The organism is Emticicia aquatica (genome assembly GCF_923079645.1).
GTDB classification, from domain to species: Bacteria; Bacteroidota; Bacteroidia; order Cytophagales; family Spirosomataceae; genus Emticicia; species Emticicia aquatica.
Genome location: NZ_CAKLPY010000002.1, coordinates 536626 through 550351, shown reverse-complemented (window position 1 = coordinate 550351; position 13726 = coordinate 536626). Strand labels below are relative to the sequence as shown.

12 protein-coding genes are annotated in these 13726 nt (G+C 33.0%); 4 read left to right on the top strand and 8 right to left on the bottom strand.

What is annotated here, in order from left to right; genetic code table 11:
- Window positions 1-4: 4 nt before the first annotated feature.
- The gene (locus MJQ71_RS12020) at window positions 5-487 is read right to left on the bottom strand and encodes a hypothetical protein (RefSeq protein ID WP_238806866.1); all 483 of its coding nucleotides are present in this window, start codon (window positions 485-487) and stop codon (window positions 5-7) included.
- Window positions 488-678: 191 nt separating this feature from the next.
- On the opposite strand from MJQ71_RS12020, the gene MJQ71_RS12015 reads away from it, so the two are divergent.
- Window positions 679-1659 (top strand): DUF4382 domain-containing protein, encoded by a 981-nt coding sequence (locus MJQ71_RS12015; protein ID WP_238806865.1) that lies wholly within the window; start codon window positions 679-681, stop codon window positions 1657-1659.
- A 94-nt stretch (window positions 1660-1753) separates the two neighbouring features.
- Here the strand turns inward: MJQ71_RS12015 and MJQ71_RS12010 are convergent, their stop codons facing one another.
- Window positions 1754-2191 (bottom strand): VOC family protein, encoded by a 438-nt coding sequence (locus MJQ71_RS12010; RefSeq protein WP_238806864.1) that lies wholly within the window; start codon window positions 2189-2191, stop codon window positions 1754-1756.
- A 149-nt stretch (window positions 2192-2340) separates the two neighbouring features.
- Window positions 2341-2754 (bottom strand): DUF6157 family protein, encoded by a 414-nt coding sequence (locus MJQ71_RS12005; RefSeq protein WP_238806863.1) that lies wholly within the window; start codon window positions 2752-2754, stop codon window positions 2341-2343.
- A 195-nt stretch (window positions 2755-2949) separates the two neighbouring features.
- Here MJQ71_RS12005 and MJQ71_RS12000 point away from each other — a divergent pair, with 195 nt between their 5' ends.
- Window positions 2950-4590: a M12 family metallo-peptidase gene (locus tag MJQ71_RS12000; protein WP_238806862.1), complete on the top strand. Its 1641-nt coding sequence runs from the start codon at window positions 2950-2952 to the stop codon at window positions 4588-4590.
- A 4-nt stretch (window positions 4591-4594) separates the two neighbouring features.
- On the opposite strand, the gene MJQ71_RS11995 is transcribed toward MJQ71_RS12000, so the two are convergent.
- From MJQ71_RS11995 to MJQ71_RS11985, 3 genes are all read right to left on the bottom strand, one after another.
- Complete coding sequence (locus tag MJQ71_RS11995) at window positions 4595-4975, bottom strand: VOC family protein (RefSeq protein WP_238806861.1); 381 nt, start codon at window positions 4973-4975, stop codon at window positions 4595-4597.
- A 236-nt stretch (window positions 4976-5211) separates the two neighbouring features.
- Window positions 5212-7104, bottom strand: a complete 1893-nt coding sequence (locus tag MJQ71_RS11990; protein WP_238806860.1) for a phage tail-like protein — start codon at window positions 7102-7104, stop codon at window positions 5212-5214.
- 14 nt (window positions 7105-7118) lie between these two features.
- The gene (locus MJQ71_RS11985; protein ID WP_238806859.1) at window positions 7119-9317 is read right to left on the bottom strand and encodes a right-handed parallel beta-helix repeat-containing protein; all 2199 of its coding nucleotides are present in this window, start codon (window positions 9315-9317) and stop codon (window positions 7119-7121) included.
- A 325-nt stretch (window positions 9318-9642) separates the two neighbouring features.
- Here MJQ71_RS11985 and MJQ71_RS11980 point away from each other — a divergent pair, with 325 nt between their 5' ends.
- Entirely contained in the window at window positions 9643-10365 is a 723-nt protein-coding gene (locus MJQ71_RS11980; protein ID WP_238806858.1) for a hypothetical protein, read from the top strand.
- Here the strand turns inward: MJQ71_RS11980 and MJQ71_RS11975 are convergent, their stop codons facing one another.
- Both MJQ71_RS11975 and MJQ71_RS11970 read right to left on the bottom strand, forming a co-directional pair.
- The gene (locus MJQ71_RS11975; RefSeq protein ID WP_238806857.1) at window positions 10366-11649 is read right to left on the bottom strand and encodes a DoxX family protein; all 1284 of its coding nucleotides are present in this window, start codon (window positions 11647-11649) and stop codon (window positions 10366-10368) included.
- A 139-nt stretch (window positions 11650-11788) separates the two neighbouring features.
- Complete coding sequence (locus MJQ71_RS11970; RefSeq protein ID WP_238806856.1) at window positions 11789-13066, bottom strand: DUF5690 family protein; 1278 nt, start codon at window positions 13064-13066, stop codon at window positions 11789-11791.
- 221 nt (window positions 13067-13287) lie between these two features.
- Between MJQ71_RS11970 and MJQ71_RS11965 the strand changes: the two genes are divergently transcribed.
- Entirely contained in the window at window positions 13288-13680 is a 393-nt protein-coding gene (locus tag MJQ71_RS11965) for a BlaI/MecI/CopY family transcriptional regulator (RefSeq protein ID WP_238806855.1), read from the top strand.
- Window positions 13681-13726: the final 46 nt, after the last annotated feature.

The window sequence follows — 13726 nt, the reverse complement described above, 5'->3', positions numbered from 1 at the left end:
ATGATTACTTGATTGCAAAACGGGCTGTTACAGCCACATCATCAAGCCAAACACCTTGGTAACCGATTAGATTGATAGCTGGTTTCCAGTCTAAACTAAGATTTAATGGAATTTCCTTGAAAGTGTATTCCAAGCCTAAAATTCCGTCTGCTCCAAGAACGGTATGGTTATCATTATTATCAAACCACGGATTCCCATATCGCCCGCCGTCTCTCCAAAAGCCAATGTGTCCACCAACGCCATAATACCAACGCCAATTTGGTGTTTCAAAAGCAGGTTTATGAATTTCGTATAATCCAGTAATATTTACGCCTTGCCATCTTGAATACAAAATTCCCTCGAAAGCCTTTGTTTTGGTCATGTTATATTTCACACTCAGTCCATAACCATAGTTTAATCGTGCACCAATACCAAGTTTGTATTGAGCTTGGCTCGAAATGACCGAAATGATAAGTAAAAAGGCAACTACAAATGCTGTTTTTTTCATTATTTAAAGTTTTTAGTTGGTTATGTTCCATAGCGGAAAAACATTATACCACCTTCATTTTTTAGAATTTGATGTAGCGATTTATACAATTTTTGTAGAAAAAAGACCTCAAAATGTAGAGTAAAATGCTTTATGAGATATTGGAATAGCTTTTTTAAGATTTGTTAATGAAAACTAAAATTATTATATCCATGAAAAACTTAAAATTTGCAATCATCATTATGAGTTTGTTTTTGGCAGAAATTAGCTGTGATAAACAAAATAACTCAATTACGCCAGCGTCACAACAAGACCCAAATGCACCGAAAGGAACTGTAAAAATTGGTATAACGGATGCCCCAATTGATGCAAGTAATGTAAGTGGAGCATTTGTAACAATTACTGAAGTGAGGTTTGATGGAAAAGTTTATGATACTTTTAAAGGTCCTCAAACAATTAATTTACTTCAACTTCAAAATGGAAATTCATTAATGCTTGGTGATGGAAAATTTCAAACGGGGTCGTATAATAAACTGACTTTAGTTTTAGATTATTCCAAAGATGCAAGTGGAAATGCTCCTGGTTGTTACGTTCAAAAAACTGACGGAACAAAAGAAGCGTTAGCAATATCAGGAAATGCCAAGCAAGAAATTGAAGTCACAGTTAAGAAATTTGATGTAAACGAAAGTGGCGTGACTGACCTCATGGTCGATTTTGATTTGAGAAAAGCAGTCAAAGAGAAAAATGAAAATAGTAAAAAAAGCTTTTCCTTTGTTACCTATGGTGAACTACAATCTTCTATTCGTTTGATAAATAAAAATATTACTGGTGAAATCGTAGGGAAAATGAGCAATTATAATGCAACAATCAATGGACAAGTGTTGGTGTATGTTTATAAAAAAGGAAGTTTTAATCAAAATAGCGAAACCAATGGACAAGGAGAAAGTGGAGTAACATTTAAAAATGCTGTAACGAGTGCCAAAGTGGATGGTTCTGGTAATTTTAAAATAGCATTTCTAGAAGAAGGTGACTATGAATTACATTTTGCATCAAATAAAAATAATAACGGAACAATCATTGATTTCAATAGTTTTCTGAATCTTGATAGTAATCTCGACTTGAAAAGCATTGCTGTTAAATCAAATACACGAGTAAATCTTTCGCTTTCAATCAAAGGATTAATAGGGTTATAAATAGTGTTTAGGTTAGAATTAGCAAAAAGCTGCCTTTTTTAGACAGCTTTTTCTTGTTTTATCAGGAATGAATCAAAAATAGTATTCTTTGTATTTAGTTTTGAGTGAAATTTACCATCCAATTAGTGCCATATTTATCGGTACAACTGCCATAAAATGCTCCCCAAAACATATCTTGTAAGGGCATCGTAATATTTCCTCCTTCTGATAAAGCCTCGAATAGTCTCGTAGTTTCTTCTCTCGAATCGGGTTCGAGATTGATATGTACATTATTTCCTGCAATAACCGTGAAACCCATACTTTCTGGAGCGTCGGTTGCCATTAAAATATGCCCGCCAAGAATTGGTAACCCAACATGAAGAATTAATTTTTTGTCAGCGTCCGACATTGGAGGTTGCCCTTCAGTGGCTGGCATATCGCCAAACTTTTGAAAACCATCACCAGTAAATTCTGTCCCAAATACCGATTTGTAAAAGTTAAAAACTTCTTCAGTATTACCAGGAAAACTGAGATAAGTGCTTGTTTTTGCCATTTTAGTACGTTTTAATTGTTTACGAAGGTTGAATTTTAAGTTGATATAATACTTTTATTAATTATTTCTTGAGTTTTTTCAAGAAAATACATTGAATTCACTAAGCTCAGCTACAAAAAATGGTCATATATATTGCTGATTGAAAACAATTATCGGCTTGACTTCATAGCTTTGACGATTTTTGTGTTTTTGTCATGAAGTCGTTTTTCATATTCTTCAGTTTCACAGCCAAAAATGGCTATTTTTCCATTTTTATCATGATGTACACCCCAACCGTATCGTTTAGTTAAGGGTGAAGCTCTGAAACAAGCTTGACCTTTGGAGAAAAACTTCTCACGGGCTTTTTCAAGTTCATCAGCAGTTAAGTCTTTACGTTCTGCAAAAACTTGAAACAGCACATCGTCGGATGTGAACTTGTAAGGATTTTTTCTTAAAATCTCAAATTGAATGTTTGCAACAGATTTGCTTTTTTCGTTAATCGGCGGAATTTCGCCCGTCGTTGCTCGACAATCGTCGGCAATTACAATGAATGTATCTACGTAATTGGTGCTGTGAACTTTCATGTGTTTTTTTTACAAAAGAAAAAAATCTTGATGACAACCCTATGTCAGTGATGTTTTTTTTTCTGAAGATTTTATTAAAATTGTATAATAGTCGGTGTTTTTGGGTTTGCCGATTAATAAAAAAATAATTCAAATGATAAATGCTCTAAGAGTATTATTTATTTTTACGAATAACTCTAATAAAATTGCAGACTTATGAAGAGATTACTTCTATTATTTCAACTCATTGCGTATGTGAGTTTTGCCCAAGAATCTTTCATTTCTTTAAAAAATACTAATCTAACTGTTTCATCGCAAATCAATGCTTTTACGAAGCGGCCAACAGTTGGAACTGCATCATTGGTTGATGTGAATTTTGCTCAACTCACAAAAAACCAGTTAAGTATCAATTTATTTGGCGATACTTTTGGGATAGAAGGAGCGATTGCTGAGGTTCGAGGAATCAATAATTATACATGGTCAGGAAAAGATTTTAGAGGGCAAATGAGCGTATTTACAGTTCTTGACGAGGATATTTCTGGTTTTTTTTATAATAATAATAAAATATACCGACTCGTTACGATTGATAAACAATACTTGATGTATGAAGTAAAACAAAGTGCATTTCCGTCCGAAAGCTGTCATCTTGAACAACTTATTGATAAAAAAATTAAAAAAGCGAGAGAGAATAATGTTGATTTGACTACTTATGATTGTAAAGTACGTGTGTTGTTTTTTTATACAAATGCAGCTCTAAATGTGCTGAATGGTGCATCAATGTTAAATTTTGCTCAAAGTTGTATTGATGTAGCTAATTTATGCTACCAAAATAGTAATATCGCTGCAAGAGTTGAAATGGCTTATGTTAAAAGTACGGCGTATGTTGAAAATCCAGCGAATATGTTTACTTCTTTGGATGATTTTACGACTAACTCCGATGGTAAAATGGACGAAGTACATGATTTACGCACTAAATATTCAGCTGATGTTTGTGTTCTGCTGGGTAGTTATACAAGTTCCTGTGGAATAGCGTATCTGAGTTCGGATTATAATTTTGCATTTTCTGTGGATGATTTGTCTTGTGCGGTCGATAATTTAACATTTCCACACGAAATTGGGCATAATTTTGGTTCATACCATGATCCTTACGTAACAAGTGGAAACCCGCTTGCTTATGGATATGGCTATATTAATTTGGCCAATCGCTGGCGTACAGTGATGGCGTATAATAATCAGTGTGCAGATAATGGTTATTTTTGTGATCGAATTCCGTACTTTTCGAACCCAAATGTTAATTATTTAGGAAATCCAACGGGAACAATCGCCAATAACGATAATGCACGTGTTCATAACGAGCGTACTAATGAAATGAAGGCTTTACAACAACCCAATGCAATCATAAGTCTGACTTCAAGTGATGCTGCTGGTTTGTATGGTTATGCGATTGCAACTGATAAAGTAGAGAATACTTCAACCTTTAGTATTTCGGCAGGAAATAAATATACTTTTAATGCGGCTAAAAATGTTCAATTAAATCCTGGCTTTGTTGCTGCAAATGGGAGTGTTTTTATGGCTGATATTGCTCCAATTGTGCCTTGTGGGGTATTGGCAAGTTTAAATGGATTAGTATTTGAAAGCCAAGATTTGAATGCACCGAAAATTTTAATCAAAAATAATGTATTTCACCTCGATAAACCTAACAAAACATATAATGCCGAATGGCTTGATGTGAGAGGGGAAAAGATAGAAATGAGTACTATTAGTGACAAAAAATTAGTAAATCAAATCAAAGAACAATTGTATTTTGTGCGTTTGTTAGCTGATAGTCAATCGTTTATATATCGAATCAAAAAATAAAGTACTAAGATTTCTTTTGTTTCAACTGGAATACATTTCCTTCTGGGTCTTCACCATCGCATATTAAAAATGGATAATTGTCAAATGATTTTACGTCTTTCATAGATATATTTGAGGCGAGTAACTGCTCTCTAATATCATATATGTCTTCATCAATTTCAAAAACAATTTTGGTATTCTTATCAAATTTGAATGAATCTTGATTGCTGTCTATAAACTGTTCGCCAACTTTATGCAGGCCAATATTACAAAACCCCGCTCTAATAAGTAACCATTCGGATTGCAATTCTTCAATAACTTCTAGCTTTAAAATACCAACATAAAATGCTTTTAATTTATCAATATTTTGCCCAAAAATAATGATTGTATCTAAGTTTAGTTTCATAGAAATCGATTTTAAAAGTATTGCGATATTTTAGCCAAATTGAAATAAACACTACAAATACAAATCCAGCCAAAATAGCTACTGTACTTTTATAATTATCATGCACATAACCTTAATGTTTATAAGACTAAATTTATCTAATTCTTCATTAATTTCAAAATGATTTAAACAAAAGTAAGAAATGGATAATCTGTAGTTTTGATTATTTTGGTTTCCTAAATAATATCAATTAAATATTATTTTCCTAGCCAAAAGAAATTTGTATTATCCCAAAATATCGACTCTTTGACAGTCTCAGTTGGTAATAATTGACTCAAAATGATTTCACTGATATTTCCTACGAAATTATTCCCAGTTCCATCGGTATTATCAGCACCGATATAATCAAGCTGAATATTATACGAATAACTTGTGGCGGCTTGATAAATCAGACCATCTCTATAGTAACTTATTGATTGACTACCAGTCGTAAGATTACTATTTTTATAATAATAATTTCCATAATTAGTATTGGCCAACGTGCCCGTTGTAGAATAGGTACTTACATTGTTTTTATACAATCCCTTTAAAGTAGTAACATCTGCTCCATAACCACCATTGTATGATGTTTTACGGCCAATAAAATACCCAGATGATGTAAATTTTGCAGTTGTTTGAAGCATATAACTTAGATTCCATCCATTTGAGCCGTTATTACGTAAAGCTGCAAATCCTAATCTTTGTGAATTAAAACTAATAGCGGGCTTACTACTTTCTTTAACAATAACGCCAGCATTAACAATAATTGGTTGTAAACTAGTAGTTAATTGTGACGCATTTGTACCAAACCCACTTTGGTCATACCATATTTCAACATATCCAGTACCAGTTCCTACAAAACTTAACAAAGCAGTTTCATCTAAATTTCCATTCACATCGGCATTAATATCTTGTGAGGTATTATCAGAAGAACGACGAACTTTTATAAGAGGACCTATATATGCTGAACGAACTTTTCTGAGAGAATACACAAGAATAGTAGTAAGCGGAGCCTTATCAGCAATATTTGTTATACCAGATTTCCAAACAATTATGGGTGTACCTGCTGAACCAGCAACTGACCTTGCTGGCGTTACTTCAAAACCTATCCATTTATTTAAGTCATTTGTAGTTAGTGTGTATGTTGAAGCAGTGCCAACAGGTGTGCCAGGAATGGACTTATCAGTGGCTGCATACCATTTAAAAGTGCTTGCGTTTGTACCAGAGCCATTTGGCGTAAATGTATATGTGCCTGTCAGAATTGTACCTGCTGCTAATCCATTGTTAGCTGTAAAATTTACATCTGAGACTAAGGCAGGAGTAATACCTGAGGTAGAACTACTACTAATCCAACCTTCTCCATTATAAAATTGAAGCCCTTTTGGAAAACAGTCTGAGCAATACACAACTAATCCTTCGGATGGATTTTCGATGGCTTGCATTTGAGCTTTAAGCATTCGAGGAGGTAAAAATCCCTGAGTAGTACTTGATAATTCAAATAATGCACTTGCTGTTGGCGAAATAGTACTACTACCAACACCTGCACCACCAGGTCGATAAATTCTGCCTGTTTTATTTCCTCCTGCATCATTTGTACCACCAGCCAACATCCAGGGGGTAGTGGCGTTTACCATCACTGAACTATATTGAGTTCCATTAAAAATCCAATTTGACCCGTCAATTGTATTTACATAAAGTCTGTCTAAATTATTAGGTTCATTGGGTGAAAAACTTGCTCCAGAAAAACTATTTGGACTAGCGAGACTTGAAGCCAAACCATCAACATTAACAACATTACTCGGTGTTTTTGTAGTAACTAAGTCCCATTTTGCTCCATTATTTAAGTAAATACCTGGAATAACATTATTTGGTGAAACGCCAGCGGTGGCAGTATTATAAATCAGCATTCCTGCAACATGCGATTGTAGTGGAAAAGATGCCGCAGTACTCATTAAGGCGATTCTTGGAATTAATAAACCTCTATTCGTACTTTCCATTTCAAGGATTGCACTTGGGTTGAGATTTCCTAAATTATTACCAAACTTTATTTGAGCTTTTGATACGTTTGCAATACAAACAATAATCAACAAGCACATTATTCGTAATTTCATAAATGTTAGTTTTATTATTCTCCACCGATATAAATTCCAGCGGCATTTTTTGTTTCTTGAAAATTTAGGTATTGTGTTCCGTTGTTGGTAGTCAGCGAAATTGGGCAATTCGTACAATTATTTGGTAAAATCACTTGTGGATTAGCACTATTGGCAGTAGTACCATTCAAGAAAATAGTACCTGTGGGAAAGTTCCACTGAAAATTTGTAATAGGATTTGGACAAGGCAATTGTGGATTTTCATAACTAAAAATCACACCACCACTGACTATATTTTGAATAGAAATACCTGTTTTCTGATTTGGTACTTTCATCAAAACTATGCCTGAAAAAGGTTGTAAGGTTACCAGCCCGCAGACCGTATCACCTTTATGATTGATAAATACCTCATTTTTACTTGGGTAAAAAGTCAGGGGTATTTTAGTATCATTAATGTATAACTTTAAAAAGTCTGAACTTGTACCAGAAGGGTAAAGTAAAGGTGATTCTTTAGAATTAATATCTATATTAAAGGCTTTCCAAATATTTAAGTTATATTGCTTATTGATTGCTCCTTTGAGGTCAATTAGTATTTTATTGATTTTGAATGGATCAATATAAAAATTGCTATCTAATAATGACCCTAAGTCAGTTGGGCTATATGGCGTAGCTAACCAATATCCCGCTGAAAGCCCATTATTAGAAACCATAATATTGTTTTTAATCGTATTAGTTATGCTACCTGTAGTTGTTCTGTACATTTGCAAAAGCATTTGGCGAAATTTACTATAAGCGAATATGTTATTTACTATAATATTGTTGGTTGCATCATGCAAGTGAATTCCTGCATCATTGCTATCAGTACAAATATTTCCGTCAACTGTATAACCTTTAGAATAATCATCAAGGTAAATACCAAAATTTTGACCTCCAATTCGTCCATATTGACAAATATTACCAATAATTTGATTACCTGTTGAAGTTCCTGCTGTATAAATTCCACCGCCATCATTAAGGAAAATACAGTAATTTCTAATAATATTATTTTGAATGAGATTATTATTTCCCTTAAACCAAAGGCCTATCATCCCAAGACCATCAATGGTGTTTTCTTTAACAACAGCGTTATTACAAGTAACTAAAAATATACCTGATGGCGAATCTACCACTTCAACATTATCAAGATTGCCCACATTTGTGATACTATTGTTGATTATTGAACAAAAATGGGATGTTGTGAATTTTATTGCACCAACACCAATTTTGTCAAAATTTGAATTTGTTATTTTTAAAGAGGACGAGTTTGAAGCTAATATTCCGTAGCTTGCTGCTTTGGTAATACTGAATTTATCAATCTCAATATTTGAAGAGGTATTTATTTCCAAACCTGTATTATTAGAATTAGTAATTGATAAGTTTTCGAGTTTAATATAATTGCAACTACTTATGGTGATATTTTTATCTAACGAGGAAAATTGTAATTTAAGAAGACTGGGGTCGAATAAAGAATAAATGTATAGTTTTCCTGTCACAGGATTATAATACCATTCTCCTTGTTCATCAAGTGTATCAAAATCTTTTCTAAGCCAATATCTTTTCCCTTTTTGGTCAAACCCAGCACCGTAATAAACGTTTTTACTTAATTGAAATGCTGATGCAGATTGTGAAGCTATTTCCACTGCCGTGCGTTGCCAGCCCGCTACCTCAATTAAAACTTCGCCACCAGAACAATCAGGAGCGGTTGATAATTCTGCATCAAGATAAGTAGTTCGATTAACAGTAGAATCTATAATTAAGCTCCCTGTATTGGGAAAACGACCTACATGTTGAAATGAATCATTGATGTACATTTGATTGATAGTAGGTGGAAATGGTGTCTGAAGACTTAGAACCCAAGTATTAGCCACAGTATTTGGAACCCAATTGCCAGTAAGTTGTTGCAGTAAAATAGCTGGCAAAACCCCATTATAAGTACCAAAAGTAATTTTCTGTGTAATTGTGCCGCTACAAGTAATACTCAAAGTACCCGAAAAAATCTCGTTTGATTTAAACAGAACAGAATCGCCTGGCAGTATTAAACTCATGCTTGCATTTACTTTTGTTATCGTTTTCCATGCAAGAATTGGACTTAGGCCATTATTACTATCGTTACCATTTGAACTAGAAACGTAGAAGTTTTTGGCAAATAGAAAGGGAGAAATTAGTAGTAAAAAAAACAGTAAAAGTTTGCTCATGCCTTTTTTACACAAATGTAATATGGATTTGAATTTATTTTTTTTGAAACAAAGGTATTAAAGAGCTTTTTAGGTTTTTGTATTACATATATATGTTAGGATAACAGTAAAAAACTTACAATTAGGTGTAATAAATATGTTACTCTTAAGAGTGATTTCAATAATTAACTACTTTATGTATATGGATTATGATAAAAAAGAGAAGAAAATACTTTAAATCAAAGTGATATTTACTAAAATATACCGTTTAATAGCTTTTTAGTAAATATCATTGAAATTGGTGCTACTTTATTATATTGCAGTGGAATACAACAGAAAAACTATTATGAGTGAGCGATTCACCAGTTTTTTCTTTTCTTTGGTACTTTTGGTGAATATTTATTTTTCAATCAAAGTCGAACCAAACGAACTTAAAAGCTTGTCAGACAGGGCTTTAAGTTTGTTTTTGTTTCAATTTGACTACTTCTTTTTATTTGTTTATATCGTCTCAAAATTCCTCAAAAACCAAATAAAACCACTATTATTACTTTCCATTACTTATGGAAGCCTTTTTTTGATTGGTATGTCATCATTAATAATCATAAATGATAAACAATTCGACATTGTTTATTCTTATGTTCAGCCTTGCATCAGAATTTTATTAATCATCATTTTTAGTGATTTGACGCTAGAAAAACGTTTTCTTCAAGATAAAATAAACTATTTTTTATATTCACTTTGGTTTATCGGTGGTGTTGGTTTTTTATATATGCTCAATTATTATCCGAGAATTTCTATGTTTTCGTTCAATTTCTATTGGGTTGTTATCATGGTTTTCGTCCTTGCAGGTATCCAAGTCGAACGCCAAAAAAAGCCTAATAGAACGCTATTCTTAATAGGTATATTTTTTACAGGAATCGCAGATTTATACTACATTTTACCACCTGAAGTACGGATTTTTGAATTTACTTATATTTTTATTCGGGTCATCAATACCATCGGAGAGTTTTTGATAGTGAATCATATTCTTCGATTTTATACTATTTTTCAACGAGGTAAATATTTGTAGTTATTTATTAAAAGGATACTCGTTTATCCAATTGAATCCTCTTGAGTTGAGCAAAAAGTTTTTACGAGTCATTTTTTTCATTGATACTTTTACTGAATCATTCTTAAATTTTCCTTTCAAATACAACGAAGACGAATCAGCTTGCACATAACTGAAAGCATATTTTGTAGTATCAGTTGCGGTTGAAGTATAATCTGACAATAATAATTGATGGTTTTTGTTATTTATCTTAAAATCAATTCTTTTACGTAAACCGTCTTGATTGGTCACAAAAGCAATGTCATACGTACCTCTACGGTCAATGAAAACTTCTTGCCAACGTAATGTGTCACTTGCCGAAACTACACTATTTCGTTCAAAACTTTCTACTTTATATGGTCCATAAATAGCCGTTTTAGGTGCATCTTTGTATTCAGACTCCGACCAACCATCATAAAACATTGCACCTCCAAAACCAACTATAAGGAGTACTTTAAAAACAATTCTACTTATAATAAACCATTTTTTATCTAAAAAAGGAGTAATTACCCTCGATTTTGTAGGCAAATTCAATACAAAAAAACTCCATAATCTTCTAAAATCTTCATATAATAAGTAGAAACTCATCAGCAATAACAAAAATGAATAAATCTTGACGGGTACATCATAAAAGACATTTAATGCAAAAATATTTGCTAAAACTCCTGCACAAATCAATGCTCCGAGAGTGGTCGTTCTCCTAAAAAATAATAATAACCCACCAATAACTTCGGCTAGTCCACCAAAAAATTGATAGCCTTGCGAATATGCCATGAAAGTCCACAATAGTCCCATTGGACTCATTTCGCCTAATCTTTCATAAAGTCGATAAGTAGTAATATTGCCAAATTGTAAAGGAAAAACTTTGACAAATCCGTAAGTTAGCATTGTAAATGCTAAATAATAACGAATAGCAACATTGAACCAATAACTAAGTTTATCGTGATTGCTTTTATTTTTGCCCAGAATTGTCCAAATAATCGTTCCAATCAATGCCATACATAGCATCGAAAATTCCTGCAACCAATTCCAAGTTGTATCGCCACTTCCATTCGGACGAACGGTCACTTCTTTAATATCAAAAAATATTCTCCCAGTCAATTGTACAATTGGATTCCAAAAAGATTCATCAATAATATCGTAGAAAAAACCATTAATAAATGGTAGAACATTGATGGGAAAGGGGAAAATATTAAGTCCTAAAAATAGGAAACTAAAATAAAAAACAATTTTATGAGAAAGTGACCATTTGGAATTGTTTTGCATAGCATTATAGGTTTAGGCGTGATGAAAAGTGGTTATATTTTAAAAGTAGGTTAGTATATAAAATACCCGAAAATATATGAATTTTCGGGTATTTTTAAAAATGTTCAATTGTAATATTCGATTTAATGAAATGAAAAAATTATTGTTCAATACTTTTTGCCCTTTTCAAACTCAAATTCCACATCGAAAGAGCAACTAATATGACATAAATAATAGAGATACAATAAGATAGAAGAATGAAAAATTCGAGGTAATTAATACTTTTTTGGAAGAAGTTTTTATAGAAAAGCACCAAAATACTGCCCAAATATGCATAATAATCGGCAAAAGTAATAAGAAAACCAACCGTTCCTGATTTCTTGAAAGCAGCAATCATTCTCTCAAAATAAAGGCTATTGCACATCGAATATGCCATATAAACACCCAGACCTAAAGTAGTCAACCAAGCTACTGGCGAAAGAATTTTTTGCTGATAAAGTAATGTACTTACGCCAATCAAAACCCCACCTGCCAACATCAATAATTGTATTATCACGAACGCTTTATAATTATTTTGTACCCAACGCATGGCAGCCATCAACAACAAAACAGTAATTGCAATGGGGGTTTCGGTTTGAGTAAAAATAGCCGAATTATTGCCGTAACCGAGCAGTTTCCAAATCTCAGGTGTGAAATTATCCCGAAATTCTCGGAAAGTAGTGAGCAATACATAAGAGATAACAAAAATAAACATACTCAATGAAAATTCTTTGATAAAAGCCTTTCTATCAGCTTTTTGCATGGGCTTTCGTTCGGTACGATTTGCTTTATCAACCTCCGTTGGTGCAGGAATTTGTCCCATCAACCACGCACAAAACCCAAACGGCACAATCATTATCGCACAAGCCACAAAAGGCATCCAAAATTGGCTTACTTCTAGACTAGTCATTACCCATTTTCCGATGCTTTTGGCAAAACCTGAACCCATAATAAACGATGCCGTTAGCACAGCCACTAATAAATCGGTCGTTTTTCTACCTTCCAAAAAAGCTAAAATTGTGCCGTAAACCATGCCCAAAGGCAGACTTGCTAAAAAGATAAAAAACAAATTAAAAGGAGCAGGCGTGAGTGCAAAAAACAAATAACAAATCCACGATAAAGTAATCATTATCAGTAAGTTACGTGAGCGATGAGCAGGAAGCATTTCAGAGACATATTTTATGCCTAAGCCTTTTGAAACTGCAAAACCCAATACTTGAGCGGTAATGATTAAGATTTTAAAATTAACACCAAAAAAGGCTAATTCTTCGTAAGTCGCTGCTGTGTATGCTCGCCTAAATGGATAAAAACACATATAGGTAAAAAATGCCGTGACTGCAGCAAACAATGTATGATTAAAGGAGTTTCGACCAATGATTTCGGTGAGTTTTTTAGGCATGATGAAGGTTTGAATAGAATGAATTATCAAAGATAGTTTTTTGACTGAAACTTGATGCTGACTGCCAAGTAAATTTTGCGTTTTTTGGGATTATGGATTGTTATGAATTGATGTTTTTGTTAGGTGTTTATTTTTTTTCTACGAAAATATTCGTAATAAAATTTGGAACTACGAAAAACTTCGTATTATATTTGCTACGAAATGATTCGTAAACAAAAATTATGGAAAATATACAAGCAATCAAACCAACAGAATCAGAACTAGAAATTTTGCAGATTTTGTGGCAATTGGGCAAAGCAACAGTAAGGCAAGTGAATGACGAATTATCAAAAATGAAGGAAGTCGGCTACACCACAACGCTCAAACTATTGCAAATAATGCACGAAAAAAATATTGTGAGCCGCACAGAAGAAGGTCGTTATCATCTTTATCAAGCGTTGATTGGCGAAGAACAAACCCAACAACTTTTACTTGGCAAATTTGTAGATGCGACTTTTAGAGGTTCTGCAATGAAACTCGTTATGCAAACGCTTGGTAATCAGGATGTTAGTCTTGATGAATTAGAAGAAATCAAGAAGTTAATTGCCGAAAAAGAGAAAAATTTAGGAGTTTAAAACTATTAATTTAATCAATTTATATCTTATACCCTCATAAGATATG